The 17,912-nt window shown below is 59.0% G+C and carries 16 protein-coding genes; 12 read left to right on the forward strand and 4 right to left on the reverse strand.

Annotated elements, in window-relative coordinates:
• Positions 1-3: 3 nt before the first annotated feature.
• Genes GSQ80_RS20870 through GSQ80_RS20880 form a run of 3 tightly spaced genes read left to right on the forward strand, consistent with a single transcriptional unit; the run spans position 4 to position 1,438 of the window.
• Entirely contained in the window at positions 4-351 is a 348-nt protein-coding gene (locus GSQ80_RS20870; protein WP_254059828.1) for a helix-turn-helix transcriptional regulator, read from the forward strand.
• On the forward strand, positions 332-838 hold the full coding sequence (locus GSQ80_RS20875) for an SRPBCC domain-containing protein (RefSeq protein WP_158789587.1): 507 nt from the start codon (positions 332-334) through the stop codon (positions 836-838). The genes GSQ80_RS20870 and GSQ80_RS20875 overlap by 20 nt, the downstream gene beginning before the upstream one ends.
• 42 nt (positions 839-880) lie before the next feature.
• Positions 881-1,438 (forward strand): DinB family protein, encoded by a 558-nt coding sequence (locus GSQ80_RS20880; protein ID WP_158789588.1) that lies wholly within the window; start codon positions 881-883, stop codon positions 1,436-1,438.
• A gap of 79 nt (positions 1,439-1,517) precedes the next feature.
• Here the strand turns inward: GSQ80_RS20880 and GSQ80_RS20885 are convergent, their stop codons facing one another.
• The 3 genes from GSQ80_RS20885 to GSQ80_RS20895 form a co-directional block, all read right to left on the reverse strand.
• Positions 1,518-2,231 carry a rhodanese-related sulfurtransferase gene (locus GSQ80_RS20885; RefSeq protein ID WP_158789589.1) on the reverse strand — a complete coding sequence of 238 codons (714 nt, stop codon included), beginning with the start codon at positions 2,229-2,231 and terminating at the stop codon, positions 1,518-1,520.
• Positions 2,232-2,311: 80 nt separating this feature from the next.
• Entirely contained in the window at positions 2,312-3,256 is a 945-nt protein-coding gene (locus GSQ80_RS20890) for a transporter (protein WP_158789590.1), read from the reverse strand.
• A 331-nt stretch (positions 3,257-3,587) separates the two neighbouring features.
• Positions 3,588-5,522 (reverse strand): tetratricopeptide repeat protein, encoded by a 1,935-nt coding sequence (locus GSQ80_RS20895; protein ID WP_158789591.1) that lies wholly within the window; start codon positions 5,520-5,522, stop codon positions 3,588-3,590.
• Positions 5,523-5,658: 136 nt separating this feature from the next.
• Here GSQ80_RS20895 and GSQ80_RS20900 point away from each other — a divergent pair, with 136 nt between their 5' ends.
• Positions 5,659-6,819, forward strand: coding sequence for a ScyD/ScyE family protein (locus GSQ80_RS20900; RefSeq protein WP_158789592.1), 1,161 nt, complete (start codon positions 5,659-5,661; stop codon positions 6,817-6,819).
• A 191-nt stretch (positions 6,820-7,010) separates the two neighbouring features.
• Here GSQ80_RS20900 and GSQ80_RS20905 read toward each other — a convergent pair whose 3' ends face one another.
• Positions 7,011-8,069 carry an NAD(P)-dependent alcohol dehydrogenase gene (locus GSQ80_RS20905; RefSeq protein ID WP_158789593.1) on the reverse strand — a complete coding sequence of 353 codons (1,059 nt, stop codon included), beginning with the start codon at positions 8,067-8,069 and terminating at the stop codon, positions 7,011-7,013.
• Between the two features lie 171 nt (positions 8,070-8,240).
• Between GSQ80_RS20905 and GSQ80_RS20910 the strand changes: the two genes are divergently transcribed.
• The 8 genes from GSQ80_RS20910 to glk all read left to right on the forward strand — a co-directional run bounded on the left by GSQ80_RS20910 (position 8,241) and on the right by glk (position 17,842).
• Positions 8,241-9,197: an AraC family transcriptional regulator gene (locus GSQ80_RS20910; protein WP_216850504.1), complete on the forward strand. Its 957-nt coding sequence runs from the start codon at positions 8,241-8,243 to the stop codon at positions 9,195-9,197.
• A gap of 138 nt (positions 9,198-9,335) precedes the next feature.
• Entirely contained in the window at positions 9,336-11,393 is a 2,058-nt protein-coding gene (gene tkt, locus GSQ80_RS20915; RefSeq protein ID WP_158789594.1) for a transketolase, read from the forward strand.
• Between the two features lie 139 nt (positions 11,394-11,532).
• Positions 11,533-12,210, forward strand: a complete 678-nt coding sequence (gene rpiA, locus GSQ80_RS20920) for a ribose-5-phosphate isomerase RpiA (RefSeq protein WP_158789595.1) — start codon at positions 11,533-11,535, stop codon at positions 12,208-12,210.
• A gap of 119 nt (positions 12,211-12,329) precedes the next feature.
• Complete coding sequence (locus GSQ80_RS20925; protein ID WP_158789596.1) at positions 12,330-13,181, forward strand: oxidoreductase; 852 nt, start codon at positions 12,330-12,332, stop codon at positions 13,179-13,181.
• A gap of 163 nt (positions 13,182-13,344) precedes the next feature.
• Positions 13,345-14,250: a phosphogluconate dehydrogenase (NAD(+)-dependent, decarboxylating) gene (gene gnd / locus GSQ80_RS20930; protein ID WP_158789597.1), complete on the forward strand. Its 906-nt coding sequence runs from the start codon at positions 13,345-13,347 to the stop codon at positions 14,248-14,250.
• 89 nt (positions 14,251-14,339) lie between these two features.
• Positions 14,340-15,884 carry a glucose-6-phosphate dehydrogenase gene (gene zwf, locus GSQ80_RS20935; RefSeq protein ID WP_371315747.1) on the forward strand — a complete coding sequence of 515 codons (1,545 nt, stop codon included), beginning with the start codon at positions 14,340-14,342 and terminating at the stop codon, positions 15,882-15,884.
• Positions 15,885-15,982: 98 nt separating this feature from the next.
• Entirely contained in the window at positions 15,983-16,786 is an 804-nt protein-coding gene (gene pgl / locus GSQ80_RS20940) for a 6-phosphogluconolactonase (protein ID WP_158789598.1), read from the forward strand.
• Between the two features lie 24 nt (positions 16,787-16,810).
• Entirely contained in the window at positions 16,811-17,842 is a 1,032-nt protein-coding gene (gene glk, locus GSQ80_RS20945) for a glucokinase (protein ID WP_158789599.1), read from the forward strand.
• The last annotated feature ends 70 nt before the right edge of the window (positions 17,843-17,912 follow it).

Below are 17,912 nucleotides of genomic sequence, written 5' to 3' on the forward strand. Positions count from 1 at the left end.
GTTGTGGATAATCTTGGTACAACATTTGCGGCCTTGTCTGATCCAACCCGCCGGGCAATGATCGAACGACTCTCCCACGGGCCTGCCTCTGTGCATGGATTGACGGAACCGTTTTCACTCTCGCAGCAGATGATTTCAAAACATATCGCGACCCTGGTGCGGGCGCGAATTGTAGTCAAGACGAAGCGTGGACGAGAGAGTGTGTGCACGCTTAGGCCCGAGGCGATCAAGACAGTCAGCGACTGGGCGATCAGCTATCGCCGGTTCTGGGAAGAGAGCTTCGACAAACTGGAAGTAGTTGTCAATCAAATGAAGAAAGAGGAGGTCAGAGATGGCAGAAAACAAGGTTAGCGAAATTGAGCGGATGGTCGTTACAAGAGTTTTTGATGCCCCACGCGAGTTGGTCTGGAAGGCGTGGACCGACCCGAAATACGTGATGCAGTGGTGGGGGCCGAAAGGCTTTAGCTGCCCCGCCTGCAAGATGGATTTTCGCGTTGGAGGAAAGTCTCTCCTCTGCATGAAGACGCCGGATGGGTACGAGGGCTGGAATGCGATTGAATACCACGAGATTGTTCTTCACGAGAAGATCGTTTCCTCCATGTACTTTTCGGACTCGAAGGGAAACAAGATCGATCCTGCGGAATTAGGAATGGAAGAGGCTATCGACGGTGCGTACGACGTGACCCTCTTTGAGGATCTCGGAAACGGCCAGACGAAACTCACTTACATTGGAAATGAACCCATTGATAGCGCAAAAGAGAGCGGTCAATTCGAGGGCTGGGTTGAGACACTCGATAAAATTGCGGCCGTTGTTGCAGAGCTGGCGCAGGCGAAATAAGAAGCTGAGGTTTGATCGCGAAATTCAATCTAGGAGAAAGAAATGAAAAGACTACCGTTTCTCGCTATCGTTCTGGTGGCATTCGCATTTGCCGCTCATGCCCAGGACGCGATGAAGAAAGATGCAGCCAAACCTGCCGATCCGGAAGTGAAAGTCGTGCTCGATTCATGGAATGATATTGGCCGCAAGTTGACGGCGATGGCCGAAGATTTTCCCGAGGACAAATATGACTTCAAGGCGACACCCGCCGAGCGGAGCTTCGCCGAGCAGCTGCTGCATGCGGCGGGTTCTTGCTACTACTTCACGAATACTGTGACGGGGCAGAAGCTTCCTGCTGGAGATCCGAAGCGCGACCAATATAAGTCCAAGGCCGACATCGTTGCGTTCGTCAAGAAATCCTTCGCCGATGGCGCAGCCGCCATCCAGGCGCAAGGCGAGAAAGGCATGACGACGGAGTTTGAGTATTTCCCTGGGCAGAAATCGCGTGTTCTCGACATGGCCTACGGCATCATCGAACATAGCGGGGAACACTACGGCCAGCTCGTTGTGTACTACCGCCTCGCAGGTCTTGTGCCGCCGGAGTCGCGGCCCAAGAAGTAAAGCTCAAGAGACCAGGTACCCCGTCCTTATCGCGTGCTCTTTGCGCGAATGGGCGGGGATTTTGGTTTTTGGAGGATGGTTAGGGGGCTTGGAAGTCTTCGTGGTCTACGGAGACTCGTTCGTCGAAGATGTAACAAGCGCCCTGCCATTGGCTGGATTCGGTGGGGACTGTTTCGAGATATTTGAGGATGCCGCCTTTGAGGTGGTAGACCTCGGGGAAGCCTTGCTGGAGCATGTACGCCGAGGCCTTTTCGCAGCGGATGCCGCCGGTGCAGAACATGGCGACCTTGCGGTGGCGGGCGGGGTCGAGGTGTTCGCGGACGTAGTCGGAGAAGTCGGAGAAGGTGTCGAGCGGGGGAGTGACGGCGCCGGCGAAGGTGCCGATGGCGGTCTCGTAGGTGTTGCGGGTGTCGAGAAGGAGGACTTCGGGGTCGGCGAGGAGGGCGTTCCACTGGTCGGGGTCGACGTACTGGCCGGGGCGCGCGGGGTCGACGGTGGCGTTGCGGAAGGTGATGATCTCGCGCTTGAGCTTGAACTTGAGGCGGCGGAAGGGAGGCGCTTCGGCGGTTGAGAATTTCACTTCGGAGCGGCTTAGGCCGGTGCGTGCGGCGAGGAAGCTGAGGAGTTGGTCGATGGTTTCAGTCGAGCCGGCCATGGTGCCGTTGATGCCTTCGGGGGCGATGAGTGTGGTGCCGAGGAGGTCGGTCGAGGTGAAGGTGGCGCGCAGTGCGTCGCGGAGGGCGGCGGGATCGGCGAGCGCGAGAAAGCGGTAGAAGGCAGCGATGGTGTACATGCTGGTTTTAGTTTAGCTTCGTTGGATCGCACAGGGCGCCTCGGGGCCGGTCCGACGGGGTACCCAAGTTGTGCCACAGATCATTGGGGTCTTCCCAGCCAACTGTATTGCCACGAAACTGACACGTTCTGGTAGTTGCCGCCGAACTCGATATGAGCGCCGTCACTGTAGCTCACTTTTATAGCGTTGCGTTTGGTGATGGGGATCGAGACGGTGGCTCCAATACGTGAGTTCCTGGCCGTGGTGGCAGGGTTCTCTATTCCATTGATGCTGGTGCTTCCTCCGAACCAGTAGTTACCGTCGAGGGAGACCCAAAGCCGCTGTTTCGCGAAGTCGTAACTCAGATGAGTCTCCAACGCTCCCACCGGATTCTGCGATAGCGACCTCGTCCCTGCATAGTAGATATTGTTCGACCAGTAGAGCGGATTGGTTGTAAAGAACCAGACTCCCGCATAGGCATCCAGAACCCATTTGCCGCTACGCTGAGAATAGCCAATCTCCGGTTTGAAGGCCCAGCGATTGGTGCCCCACCCAATCAGCTTTGTCGGGTCGTATTGCCCGGTTGGAGCCGTCACCTTCAAACTGGCTCCGATCAACACCTTCTGCTTCCACTTCGCGAATTCTCGCGGCTCCATCGCTGGGCCGCCTTTTAGGTTCACGGAAAGTCGGTAGACTGTGTCGGCCAAGCCGGAGCGGTAGAGATTTTGTCCTGCGCCCGCGATCGTTCCCTGGAAGTTCCCTACCGCGTACGGCAGCGCCGCGACCACGTTGGCCGACCGTCCAAAGAAACTGAAGCTATGGTAGAGGCTGAAGATTCCGACGTTATAAGTGCCCGTGGCGCCTGTCGCCGGCAGCACACCGTTGAAATTGATGCTGCCGTCGAAAAAAGACGAGGTGAGATTCGTTGCGTTGAAGTGGATGGGCGTAACGGTATACGCACGCGGCGAGAGGTCCTGGGCAAGAACCCCGCGTAGCCCACAGAACAATAATGTCGCCGCCAACCCTAACCGACACGACCGTTGCATATCAAATATGGCTTTCCAAGCCTTGGCCGCTCGCTTGCTCCGAACTCATTTGCACTGCTGCCTCTTTGCGGAGCTTCGCAAAGAGGCTCGGCTCCGCACTGTGACTGAATTTGGGCTGGACATTAGGCAAAGAGGACTCAAGAGTATGAGCCGTTCACTCGATTGACAACTGTCATTAGTTACAGGAAAGCGCAGTTGTGGTGTGGTGGCAGGCACGAGCGGTGACAATCAATGTGGCAGGAACGGCGTTTTCGGCAACTGCGGATCGAAGTGCCTAAAGACGACTTTGCGGGCAGTTTGGATTGTCGCTGATTCAGTGCGTCGGATCTGTTTAGGCCCGCGCGCGATTCTGCGGAGTCATCTTCGCTAAAAATGCCTGCAGCCCAGGACGTCCAAGCATGCGCTTCCACTTTGGTTCTGTCGTAATGGAAATCAGGAAGGGCGATCGCACGACATAGGCGCGATCCAGCCACTGAAGTGTGGCCTGCTCATCTCCTATGCCCAGATAAATGAGTGCCACGAAGTACGGATCGACAAACATTGATTTCGACTCCTCACGCAACTCCGCGATCTCCCTCTCTGCGTCGCTCGTTTTGCCCTCTCGTCCCAGGGCATAGCCGATCTCGGCCGTCAGTAGAGGAGGCTCAAACCCGCTCGCGCGCTTGAACTGGCGCAAGATCTCCACGGCTTCGCCGTATTTACCCTGAAGCGATAAGGTCTTCCCTAATCCCCAATACGGTACTGGCGAGTGCGGATCCTTCGCCATTGCTTCGCGATAGTGTTTGATCGCATTGTCGTAGTCACCACGATAGTAGTCGATACAACCCAATTCGCCGATCAGTTGTGCCGACTGCGGATCGTACCCCAACATGGAATGCACCATCTCATCGGCATCGCGTGTCCGGCCCGTCTGCGACATCAGGTGCGCTGTGCAGCTCAGCGCAGTCATCGCGCTCTGCTCATCCTTAACGGAAGCAAGCTCCGACGCCGCCGCGGAATAATCCCAGTTATAAAGCAGTTGAACCAGGCCGAGGGTCCCATGCGCCTCCCCAAATCCGGGGTCAAGTTGCAGCGCGCGGGTCGCATACTCGCTCGCCAGTGGCATGTGCTGCCGCGGATCCTCGAAGTAAATCCCGAGCAACAGATGGATCTGGGCCAAGTCCGACCACGCAATCGTGAACTTCGGATCAAGCTTAACCGCTTGCTCGAAATGCTTAATTGCGTCGTGAAGCTCTATCGGAGAATTTCCCCGTGCCTCGCTCTCTCCCCGCAACATCTCCTGGTATGCCTCTACGCTCGTAGAGACGGGCCGCAGAACATGCGCTGACTGCCTCGCATCCAGCTCGATCTTTAATCCGTGAATCAGATTCTGGGTGATGCTCGCCTGCACCGGCGCCAGATCGTCGCCCTCCGGCAGATACCGGTGGCTCTCAATGATGCTGCCATCCGACATGTTGCTCAGTTCCGTGTCGACTATCAACTTGCCATTGACCTGGTGCACATCGCCGGTCAACACATTGTTCACATGCAGCGAACGCCCTACACTCACAGCCTTATCCGTGCTGGACTGAAACCGGTAGACTGCACTGCGAGCCATCACCTTGAGCGGAGGAATCTCTGATAACTGCCGAATCAGATTGTCCGTCAACCCATCCACCAGGTAGTCGTTCGCCTTGTCCCCGGTCTCATTTGCGAACGGTAGGACTGCCAGCGCAATCTGCTGACTACTCGCAGGATCACTCACTACCTGCTTTCTCGACGGGTGCCATCGCCACACACCGGCTGTAACCAGAGCGAGCAGCACGAAACCGACAACCGCCCAACGGCTCCAACTCAGAGGCGTACGCACTGGAGTCGTTTGCGCCGACTGGGGTCCCACCACATTCGGCCGGACCTCTTTCGCTGCAACGGTCTCGCGGTCGCGAAACGCAATGGCCGGGTAATACGCTCCTTTGGGGACATCGATAGAGATGGGATCGCCGCTGCCCTCGGTGTCGTAATACTCCCGAAGTCGGCTTCGCAGCCGGCCAGCCTCAACCCGGACCGTAGCGTCGATCGAGGGATCGTAGTCATCGCCCCGAGCGAAGACGTCCATCGCGATCGAAAACTCTTTGAGAGGAGGCGGCGCATCCGTCAGAGATTGCTCCACCACATAGCGCAGGAAGGCCTGGCTCCGCTGCGCAGCGGAGAACACTTTCGAAGTCAGTATGCGTTCAAGCTCTTCTTTTATCTCAGGGGCGGTCGGCTCGGTCCCGTTGTTCATCATTAAGCTGTCCCCAGCATCCCATAGATTCCGTTGGCGTAACCCACGTAACTTACGGCAAGATACTTCCGCGGTCGAGCTTCCAGGTTGATCTTGGCTCCGGGTGGCCAAGGGCCTTTCCCAGAAAAGAGGTCCGATCGTGAACATCAGACTAGGTGCTTATCTTTGCCTCGCGGCATCCGCCGCCAGTATAGCTTTCGCCCCGGCTTATGGACAGTCCACCACACCCACTCCACCGCTTTCGTCGAACGCAGCGGTCTTCGCCACGGGACTGGAAGCTCCCCGCGGCCTTAAATTCGGCCCGGACGGCGATCTCTACGTCGCCGAGGCCGGGACCGGAGGCAGCGTGTCAACTGTCGGCTCCTGTGCCCAGGTTCTGCCCCCCATCGGCGCCTACCTCGGGGGCAATAGTGGACGCATCTCGAAACTGGACAAGTCCGGCAAACGCACCACCGTTGCCTCCGGATTCCCATCCACGCTCGCCGCTGAGGGCGACCTGCAAGGCGTGGCAGACATCGCCTTCCTCGACGGCACCCTCTACGCTGTTACGGCTGCGGGAGGCTGCTCCCACGGCAACGCCTCGTCGCCTAACGTCATCGCCCGCGTCGACACCAAATCCGGTTCCTGGAAAGCCATCGTTAACCTGAGTCAATTCGTTAAGAGTCACCCCGCCGCTTATCCGGACATGGCCGATTTCGAGCCCGACGGTGTCTTCTACAGCCTTATCGCTTACGAAAACCGGCTCTACACCCTCGAACCCAACCATGGCCAGCTCTTTTCCACCTCCGCCGGCGGAGACATCCGTGAAGATCTCGACATCTCTATGCAGCAGGGCCACATCGTGCCAACCTCCATCGCCGTCAACGATGGAAAGTTCTACATCGGCAACCTCGGACTCTTTCCCATCACGCCAGATTCAAGCAAGGTCATGAGCTTCAACGTTGGCGCATGCCCCTGGCCCTTCCTCTTCGGTTTCGGCTGCGGCGATGAGCCCCAGAAGCTTCGGCTCTCGGGATCGCGCGCTGGCTTCACCACAGTTGTCGCCGTCGACTTTGGCCCTGATGGTCTCCTCTATGCGCTGGAACTCTCTGACGATCCCCCCTTCCCAGCACCTCCCGGCTTCCCGATGGCTGGCTACGGTAAGGTTGTCCGCGTTAACCGCACCGGCGATATCGAGGAGGTAGCCACCGGACTCACCGGGCCTACTGGTATGACCTTCGGCCCGGATGGCTACCTCTACGTCTCGAACTTCGGTGCAGCGCCTAGCGGCGGCGAGGTCCTCCGCGTCTCCGTCCACTAACGTAGTCGCGATTTGGTCGGGCCCACGAGCATCCGCGAGCACGTATTCATATCCGAATCCGCTCCACGCGGTTCCTTTTCAGATGTCCTGACCGAGCCAGCGAACAACATTTCGCTGGCTCGGAACAATGTCATCACCGCCATCACGGTCAAGACATCTGGCTCTTCAGAACTTCGGTCCGACAGCGACAGCTACTCGGATTTGAGCGAGGCCATGTCGATGGAGAAGCGGTACTTGACGTCTGACTTGAGGAGACGCTCGTAGGCTTCGTTGACCTTCTGGATGGGGATGACTTCGACGTCGGAGGTGATGTTGTGGTCACCGCAGAAGTCGAGCATCTCCTGGGTTTCGGGGAGACCGCCGATGGGTGAGCCGGAGACGCTCTTGCGGCCGAAGAGAAGGCCGAAGGCGGCGATGGGGAGGGGTTTCTCGGGGGCGCCGACGAGGGTGAGGGTGCCGTCGCGGCGGAGGAGTTGGATGTAGGCGTTGAGGTCGTGGTCGGCGGAGACGGCGTCGAGGATGAAGTCGAAGCTGGAGGCGTGCTTGGCCATGTCGTTGGCGTCCTTGGAGAGGACGACTTCGTCGGCGCCGAGGCGGAGGGCGTCGTCCTTCTTGTTGGGCGAGGTGGTGAAGACGACGGTGTGGGCTCCAAAGGCGTGCGCGAACTTCACGCCCATGTGGCCGAGGCCGCCGAGACCGACGATGCCGACTTTCTTGCCCTTGGTGACTCCCCAGTGGCGCATGGGCGAGTAGGTGGTGATGCCGGCGCAGAGGAGCGGGGCGGTGGCGGCGAGGTCGAGGTTGGAGGGGACGCGGAGGACGAAGCGCTCGTCGACGACAACGCTGTCGGAGTAGCCACCGTAGGTGACGCCGCCAGTGTGCTTGTCGGGGAAGTTGTAGGTGAGGGTGGGGTTGGGGCAGAACTGTTCGAGGCCGGCGAGGCACTCTGGACAGGTGCGGTCGGTGTCGACGAGACAGCCGACGGCGGCGAGGTCGCCCACCTTGAACTTGGCGACGGAAGAGCCGACCTTGGTGACGCGGCCGACGATCTCGTGGCCGGGGACGCAGGGGTAGACGGTGGGCATGAACTCTTTCCACTCGTTGCGTGCCTGGTGGAGGTCGGAGTGGCAGATGCCGCAGAAGAGGATCTCGATCTGGACGTCGGTGTCGGTGGGCTCGCGACGGGAGATGGTGGTGGGAGCGAAGGCGGAGGTGGCGCTGGAGACGGAGTAGGCTTTGGCTTGGTACATGGGGAAGTCCTCGGTTTCTAGCGAGTGGTTGGGAGACTCGCTCGGGTTTCAGAGTACGGAGATTAGGGGATGAGGCGGTATCCCAATCCTGCCGATTGCTTGCCTGATTCTGTCGAAGGCGGCATTTTCGTGTATGGGCGTGTGAATTTACAGTTAAGGTGGATTTGAGGGATGGCGATGACGACGGCAGCGGACAGACCGGGTGAGGGCTTGGAGTCGAACGCGGAGGCGGGTCGCGTTGAGCTGATGGCGAAGATTGATCGGAGGGCCCTCGGAGAAGGCGACTCGCAAACTGAGATTGCCGGATTGCGGCTTTATCGGCGATCGGTTTCGGCGTCCTGCGTATCGGCGGCGTATGAGCCGAGCCTGGTGGTGAGCGTCCAGGGCGAAAAAGAGATCACCGTAGGGAAGACCGTGTATGTGATGGATGGGTCGAACTTTCTGCTTACGTCGGTGGACCTGCCGGTGATGAGCAAGGTGATGAAGGCGACGAAGGAGAAGCCGATTCTGGCGTTGGTTCTGCGGCTGGAGATGCCGATGGTGCGGGAGATTCTGAGTCAGCAGGAGTTTCATGCGCTGGGCGAGAGTCGCGCGGCGCGGGGGATGGCGATTGGGACGAGCTCGGCAGAGTTGCTGGATGCGTGCTGCAGGATGGTCGACCTGCTAGATGCGCCGCAGGACATTCCGTTCCTGGGGCCGTTGGTGCAGCGTGAGGTGATCTATCGGCTGCTGACCAGTCCGCAGGGGCGGAATCTGCGGGCGATTGCGACGCTGGGTGAGCAGAGCCAGCGGCTGTCGAAGACAGTGGAGTGGCTGCGGCAGAACTATGCGAAGCCGCTGCGGGTGGAGGAGCTGGCGGAGATGGCGCGGATGGGCGTGTCGACGCTGCATCACCAATTTCGGTCGCTGACGGCGATGAGTCCGCTTCAGTATCAGAAGCAGGTGCGGCTGCACGTGGCGCGGGAGCGGATGGTGAATGAGGGGATGGACGCGGCGAGTGCGGCGTTTGAGGTGGGGTATGAGAGCGCCAGCCAGTTTAGCCGGGAGTATCGGCGGTTTTTTGGAATGCCGCCGATGCGGGATGTGAAGGAGCGGCTGGTTGGGGGCGCGGAGATGGTGCGGGAGTAATGGTCGGGGCGTCTTCCGGGGTTGGCTTGGCATTCGCGGTTGCGCGAGTACACTGGTAAACGTGCCTGGTCGGTGGGATTGGGCATCTGAATGGTTGTGAAGCGCGGAGCTACGCGCATTTCTCTTTCGAGGACAGGAATGATTGAACAAGTGCAGCAAGAGGCGTTAGGTCAGCGGCAACAGGATGAGTTGGATCAGTTGTCGATTAACACTTTGAGATTTCTGGCCGTTGACCAGGTGCAGAAGGCCAACAGTGGCCATCCCGGAGCGCCGCTGGGTTGCGCTCCGATTGCCTACCTGCTGTTTCACAAATTCATGAAGTACAACCCGAAGGATCCTTTGTGGTCGGATCGGGACCGGTTCATCCTGTCGAACGGGCACGCGTCGGCGCTGCTGTACGGCGTGCTGCATTTGACCGGCTATGACTTGCCGATGGAGCAGCTGGAGCAGTTCCGGCAGTATGGGTCGGAGACGCCGGGCCACCCGGAGTGCGGGGATACGCCGGGCGTGGAAGTGACCACCGGACCACTGGGCCAGGGCTTTGCAATGGCTGTGGGCGAGGCGATTGCGGAGAAGCATCTGGCAGCGGTATTCAACAACGGCGGCAATACGCATGTTGAGGATTCGAAGGGTGAGAGCCATACGCCTGTGGACCACTACACATATGTGCTGTGCGGCGATGGCGATCTGATGGAAGGGATTTCGCACGAGAGCGCGTCGCTGGCGGGTACGCTGTCGCTGGGCAAGTTGATCGTGCTGTATGACGATAACCTGATTTCGCTCGATGGCCCGACGGAGCTGAGCTATACCGAAGATGTGACGGAGCGTTTCCACGCCTACCACTGGCATGTGCAGATGGTGGAAGATGGCAACGACCTGGTGGCGATTGAGAAGGCGATTGAGGCGGCGAAGGCGGAGACGACCAAGCCGTCGTTGATCCGGGTACGGACGGTGATTGGCTACGGCAGCCCGAAGGCCGGGACCAACAAGGTCCACGGTGAGGCGCTGGGTGCGGATGCCGTGAAGGCGACGAAGAAGAACCTTGGCTTCCCTGAGGACAAGAGCTTCTACGTGCCGGAAGAGGCGGGCAAGAACTGGCTGCAGGCCGTAGAGAAGGGCAAGAAGGCGCAGGCAGAGTGGCAGGCGAAGTTCGATGCGTACAAGAAGGCGTATCCGGTGCAGGGTGCGCAGTACGAGCGCACGCACGAGCGCAAGCTTGAGGCGGGCTGGGAGAAGTCGATTCCTGTGTTCCCGACGGACAAGCCAATCGCGACGCGCAACGCGGGGCAAATGGTGATGAACGCCATCGAGAAGGTGGTGCCGGAGCTGTTTGGCGGCGCGGCTGATCTGACGGCGTCGACGAAGACGATCTTCAAAGATTCGCCGAGCTTCCATGTGGATCCCAAGGGGCGCAACGTGTTCTTTGGCGTACGCGAGTTTGGGATGATGGCCGCGGTGAACGGAATGGCGGCGCATGGCGGGTTGATTCCCTTTGGATCGACGTTCTTCACGTTCAGCGACTATTGCCGCTCGGCGATGCGTATGGGAGCGCTGATGGGATCGCACTCACTCTATATCTTCACGCATGATTCGGTGGGGCTGGGCGAGGATGGGCCTACGCACCAGCCGGTTGAACACCTGATGAGCCTGCGCGTGATTCCGAAGCTGACGGATTTCCGTCCGGCGGACGCGAACGAAACAGCGGCTTGCTGGCAGTTGGCGCTGGAGCGGCATGGACCAAGCTTCATGGCGCTGAGCCGCCAGGATCTGCCGGTGCTGGATGCGGCCAAGTACAAGGTGAACGAGGGAGCGCGGAAGGGTGCGTATGTGCTCGAGGCGTTTGGCAAGGACATTGTGCTGGTGGCGACGGGATCGGAGGTCGAGGTGGTGATGAAGGCAGCGCTCGAGCTGAAGGATGCCGGGATCAACGCGACGGTCGTGTCGATGCCAAGCTTCAAGATCTTTGAAGAGCAGACGGAAGAGTACAAGATGTCGATCTTCCCGCATGGCGTGCCGAAGATTTCGGTTGAGGCCGGAGCGACGATGGGCTGGTGGAAGTACATCGGCCGGGATGGAGTTGCGATTGGCATTGACCGCTTTGGAGCTTCGGCGCCAGGACCGATTGTTCTGGAAAAGCTGGGGATTTCCGTTGGACATGTTGTGGAAGTAGCGAAGAAGCTGGTGAAGAAAAGCTAGTGAGTCGTGAAGGCGGCGGCATTTGTTGGGCCGCCGCCTTCAGGTTTTCCAGACAGGGTTTTAGCCGTGGGCCTTCTTTCCTCGCCGATTGAGGGCCCGCGGCTAAGACCCTGAACTGCGAAGAATTGGAGTGGTGCTGATGACGCAGGATGAGGCTAAGGCGCTGGTTGGACGGCGGGCGGCGGAACTGGTCAAGGACGGGATGCGGGTCGGGTTGGGAACTGGCACAACGTCTGTCATGTTCATCAAGGCGCTGGGGGAGCGGGTGCGGGCTGGGCTGAAGATTCGCTGCGTGGCTTCGAGCGATGCTAGCCACAACCTGGGGCTGTCGCTGGGGATGGATGTGGTGACCCTGGCGGAGCTGCCGGAACTGGATTTGTATGTTGACGGCGCTGATGAAGTGGGGCCGGAGCTTGCGTTAATTAAGGGTGGAGGCGGCGCGCTGCTGCGGGAGAAGATTGTTGCAAGCGCGGCGGATCGGTTTGTGGTGGTGGTGGATTCGACGAAGGTGGTGCGGGTGCTGGGGCGGTTTCCGCTGCCGGTGGAGGTGGTCAAGATGGCGCTGCCGCTGGTCGAGCGGAAACTAAGTGACTTGGGGTTGCGGCCGAAGTTACGGCATCATTCGGATGGCTCGGTCTATATGACGGACGAGGATAATTTCATTTTGGATTGCGCTTGCGGAACGATTCCGGAGCCGGAGGAGACGGCGGCTGAGATTCGCGGAATTGTTGGGGTGGTCGAACACGGGCTGTTTCTGGGTATGACGTCGATGGTGTTGGTGGCGGGAGACGATGGCGTGACGGAGCTGACGGAGTAAGGGTGGTGGGGGAAGGGCAAGGGCTCTGACGCAAAGGGCGCGAAGAGAGGCGCAAAGTTTCGCGATGTAGAGCGAGACCGGGTTGCATCGTGAGGCGCGTGGGGAGCGTCTGATTGGTTATGGATAACGCGAACAAAAAGGTTTGGCTGGTAACGGGGGCGTCGACTGGGTTCGGTCGCGAGCTGGTGGAGTATTTGCTGGCACAGGGTGCACGTGTGGTGGCGACGGCGCGCAAGGTAGAGGGGCTTGCGGATTTGGGTACGCGGTATCCGGAGCGCGCGCTGGTGGCTTCGATGGATGTGACGGACCAGAAGCAGGTGAAGGCTACGGTTGACGCGGCGGTGAAGTGGTTTGGACGCATCGATGTGCTGGTGAACAACGCTGGCTATGGAATGGTCGGAGCTGTAGAGGAGTCGGCCGAGGATGAGTTTCGGCCGATGTTCGAGACCAACGTGTTTGGGCTGATCCGGGTGACGCAGGCGGTTCTGCCGCAGATGCGCGAGCAGGGGTCGGGGCACATTGTGAATCTTTCTTCAATTGGCGGACTGGTAGCTACGCCGGGATTTGGTCTGTACAACGCCACGAAGTTTGCGGTGGAGGGACTGAGCGAGGCGCTGGCGCAGGAAGTAAAGCCGCTGGGGATTTCTGTCACGATCGTGGAACCGGGACCGTTCCGAACGAAGTTTCTGGGTAAGGCAGGCGGCGAGGCCAAGGCCAAAATTTCGGACTATGACCAGACGTCGGGCAAGATGCGGGCGTATTACACGGAGCAGGACGGGAAGCAGCCGGGAGATCCGCAGAAGGCCGTAGAGGCCATTGTGAAGGCAGTGGAGGCTAAGAATCCACCGCTGCATTTGCTGCTGGGGGCGAGCACGATTCCGCGGGTGAAGGCGAAGATCGAGGCACTGCAGAAGGATCTTTCAGCATGGGAATCGACCACGCTGGGAGCCGATTATTCCGACGGCAAATGAGGGTCCGGCATTGGCAATCTGCTCGTAAGGCGAGGAATCGAGGCTGGGCTGTAAAGGCATGAAAAGGTAGATCTAACGGCGAAAGGTGAGTCGGTAGGCTGGGCATTGACAGCGATTGAGTTTACTCTCTAAGTGGTACTTTCCGCGTGAGGGCGGTTGCAACATGGAACTGGGATTGATTGGACTTGGAAAGATGGGCGGCAACATGGCGGAGCGTCTTCGCCTTGCTGGCCACAAGGTTGTCGGCTTTGACTTTTCCGCCGATGCGGTCAAGAAGCTGAATGATGCCGGATCGGTGGGCGTGAGCTCGCTTGAAGACCTGGTCAAGAATCTACAGGCGCCGCGTGCGATCTGGATCATGGTTCCGGCGGGCGATCCGGTGGACGACACGATCTCCAAGCTGAAGCCGCTGATGCAGAAGGGCGATATTTTTATCGACGGCGGAAACTCCAACTACAAGGACTCGCAGCGGCGCTATGCGCAGTTGAAGCCGCAGGGTTTTGAGTTTGTGGATGTTGGAACGTCGGGCGGAATCTGGGGCATCACCGAAGGCTACTCGATGATGGTGGGCGGCGATGAGGAAGTGATTGAGCGCCTGCGGCCGATCTTTGAAGCGCTGGCTCCAACGAAGGATACGGGCTGGGGACGCACGGGGCCGAGCGGCGCAGGGCACTTCGTGAAGATGGTGCACAACGGGATTGAGTACGGATTGATGCAAGCGTATGCAGAAGGCTTCTCGATCATGAACTCGAAGAAGCCGCTGGAGCTGGACCTGACTCAGATTGCGAATATCTGGCGGTATGGTTCGGTGGTGCGGTCGTGGCTGCTGGACCTGACGGCGGACGCGCTCAAGAAGAATCCAACGCTGGATGGGTTGGAGCCATATGTGCCGGATTCGGGTGAAGGTCGCTGGACCGTGTTCGAGGCGATTGATCTGAATGTTTCTGCGCCGGTGATTACGGAGTCGTTGATACGCCGTGTGCGTTCGCGCGAGGACGATAACTTTACGGACAGAATGCTTTCGGTGATGCGCCATGAGTTTGGCGGGCATGCCGTGAAGAAAACATAGAGACAGTGGTTTGTGCGGTTGTGAAGACTACTCATCACTCATAAGCTAAGCGGAAATCCAGAGTTGTGAAGATACGTAAGGAGCAGTAGATGCCAAACGAAGTAAAACATGCGGGGATGCAGGCAGGGTTCGAGCATCACATTAAGAAGCAGGAGAGAGTTCCTGATCCTTGTATCGTCGTGATCTTTGGAGCGTCCGGCGATTTGACCAAGCGCAAGCTGCTGCCGGCGCTGTTCCACTTGCAGCAGGAAGGTTTGTTGCCCGAGGGGTTTGCTGTTGTGGGTGTGGCGCGGCGAGATATTTCCGCGAAGTTCGCAGCCGACATGGAAGACGGCATTGTGAAGGGCGGCGGTGTGGAGCCGACTGATCCAAAGTTGAAGAAATTCATGGAGCGGGTGAAGTACTTCACTACTAACTTCGATGACGATGCGGGTTTCGAAAAGCTAAAGGGATTTCTGGAAGACATCGACAAGGAGCTTGGCACCAAGGGGAATCGGCTGTTTTACCTGGCGGTGGCGCCAGAGTATTTTGCCGACATCACCGACCGGTTGGGCAAGCATGAGATGACGACCTCGAAGGAGCCCGGGCAGTGGATGCACGTGATTATCGAGAAGCCGTTCGGAACGGATCTGGAGTCGGCTCGCAAGCTGAATGATGACATCAACCGGGTGTTGCATGAGGACCAGATCTTCCGCATCGATCATTACCTGGGCAAGGAGACGGTGCAGAACATCCTGGTCTTCCGCTTCGGCAACGGGATTTTTGAGCCGATCTGGAATCGTAATTTTATTGACCACGTGGAGATTACGGCTGCTGAGTCGATTGGCATCGAGGGACGCGGACCGTTCTATGAGAGCGCAGGCGCTCTGCGCGACGTGCTGCAGAATCACGTGATGGAAGTGCTGAGCTTCGTTGCAATGGAGCCACCCGATAGCTTTGAATCAGCTTCCGTGCGCACCGAGAAGTTGAAGGTTTGGAATGCGATCGATCCGATCCAGGTGGAGGACACGGTGCGCGGGCAGTATGGGCCGGGCCGCGTGGACGGCGAAAGGGTGATTGGCTATCGCGAAGAAGACCGCGTGGATCCGGACTCGAATACCGAGACGTTTGTGGCGATGAAGCTGCAGATTGAGAACTGGCGCTGGGCTGGCGTGCCGATTTATCTGCGTGCAGGCAAACGACTCGCGAAGCGCGTGACCGAGGTGACGGTGGTGTTCAAGCAGCCACCGCTGCATATGTTCAAGTCCGACGACGCGAAGAGCCAGGTGCAGCCGAATGTGTTGAAGATGCGCATTCAGCCGGACGAGGGCATCTCGCTGATGTTTGGCGCGAAGGTTCCCGGACCTACGACGAATGTGATGCCCGTGGAGATGCACTTCAGTTACGCCGAGAGTTTCGGCAAGAGTTCGGCGAACGGGTACGAGCGGTTGCTGCTGGATGCGATGCTGGGCGATGGAACGCTGTTCGCGCATCGCTCGGGTGTTGAGGCAACGTGGGCGTTGATGACGCCGATTCTTGAGGCGTGGGCAAAGCGTCCGCCCAATGACTTCCCGAATTACGAGGCGGGAAGCTGGGGCCCTCCGGCTGCGGATGCACTGCTGAAGCGGGATCGACGGAAGTGGTACAAGCTGTAAGAGCAGAGTGTAGAGGATAGAGAGAGCGGTTGCGGCGGGGAACAGCCGCTGCGACCGCTCTTTTGGTTGGGTTTGAAATTTCTGAGTGGAGCGGGTAGATGGCGCGTTTGATTAAAGTTACATACCAGGTTTGGCCGACAGCGGCGGAGATGGCGCTCGCTTCGGCTCGGAAGTTTGCCGAGACAGTAGAGACGGCAGTAGCCAAGCATGGCGTGGCGCGGCTGGCGATCTCGGGTGGTAGTACACCGCAGGCTACGTTCAAGCTGCTGGCTGATCCAGCGGGCCCGTTCGCGAAGACGATTCCGTGGGACAAGCTGCAGCTGTTCTGGGTGGATGAGCGGTGCGTTGGGCCGGATAGTCCGGAGTCGAATTACGGCGTGGCGCGCGATCTGCTGCTCAGCAAGGTGCCTATTCCTGCAGAAAATGTGTTTCGCATGGAGGGCGAGTTGGATCCTGAGGTCGCTGCCAGCCGCTATGAGAGCACGCTTCGCAACGTGCTGAAGCTCGAAGGAGCCGAGACACCGGCGTTCGATTCGGTGACGCTCGGGATGGGGCCGGATGGGCATACAGCCTCGCTGTTTCCGAACACCGAGGGGTTGAATGAGTTGGGCCGCCTGGTGATTGCAAACCATGTGCCGCAGAAGGATGTGTGGCGAGTGTCGCTGACGTGGCCGGTGATCAATCATGCGGCGGAGGTCGTTTTTGAGGTGGAGGGGCCATCGAAGACCGATGTACTGGCCGAGGTTTTAACCGGGCCGCGCGATCCGGATCGACTGCCATCGCAACTAATACGGCCTGCGAATGGTAAGCTTCTCTTCTTGCTGGATGAGGCTGCCGCAGCGAAGCTGCCACCAGCAGAAGAAGCCGGCAATGGGTATCGCGTCGGTACGCTCGAGATATAAAAGCAGTGAGTAGGACGGTTGCGGATGATTCTTGCAGGCGATGTTGGCGGAACGAAGGTTCACCTGGCGCTGTACAACTTTGTTAGTGGGCGGCTGGGCCTGGTGCGGGAGAATAAATTCCCATCCAGCGAGCACGCTACGCTCGATGAGGTGGTGAAGACATTTCTGGCTCAGGCTGAGGGGTCGAAGGAAGAGATCATCGCGGCGTGTTTTGGATGCCCGGGGCCGGTGCGCGATGGGCGCCTGAAGCTGACCAACCTGCCATGGACGCTGGATGAACGCGAGCTCGAGAAGTCGTTAGGGATCGAGCACGTTTTTCTGATCAATGATCTGGAGGCCAATGGCTACGGGATTCCGGAGCTGGCGCCGGATAAGATTTTTACGCTGCTCAAGGGCGACCCGACGGCGGAGGGGCACAGGGGACTGGTGTCGGCGGGAACGGGACTTGGCGAGGCACTGCTGATCTGGGATGAGAAGACACGGCAGCATCGGCCGATCCCGTCGGAAGGTGGCCACTGCGACTTTGCAGCGCGCAACGATCGCGAGATTGCGCTGCTCCAGTACCTGCGGAGAACGCTGAATGGACGCGTAAGTTTTGAACGCGTGGTGTCGGGGATTGGGATCAAGAACGTCTACGCGTTTTTGCGTGATGACGAGAAGATGGAAGAGCCTGCGTGGCTGCGCGAACGCATGAAGAGCGAAGATCCGAATGCCGTGATCGGTCAATGCGGCGAGGACGGAAGCAGCGAAATCTGCCTTGAGACGCTGCGCATGTTCACGTCCGCGTTTGGCGCAGAGGCGGGGAACGTGGGCCTGAAGGTGCTGGCGGCAGGTGGGATGTACCTGGGGGGCGGCATTGCTCCGAAGATTCTGAAGACGATGCAGAGTGGCGAATTTGCGCAGGCGTTTCTGGATAAGGGAAGGCTCTCCCCCTTGTTGGAGGCGATGCCGGTGCGAGTGATTTTGGATGACTCGTGTGCTCTGCTGGGAGCGGCGGCGTTCGCGGAGACGCGGGCTGCGGAGATTTCAGGGCGGTCGGCGCGTGGGGCCTCGTAGGAAATAAATCTGTACGTGCCGTTGACCACGGCCATACCGTAGCGTCCATGCAGTACGTGTAAACGGAGAG

This window comes from Granulicella sp. L46 (assembly GCF_009765785.1).
Taxonomy (GTDB): Bacteria; Acidobacteriota; Terriglobia; order Terriglobales; family Acidobacteriaceae; genus Granulicella.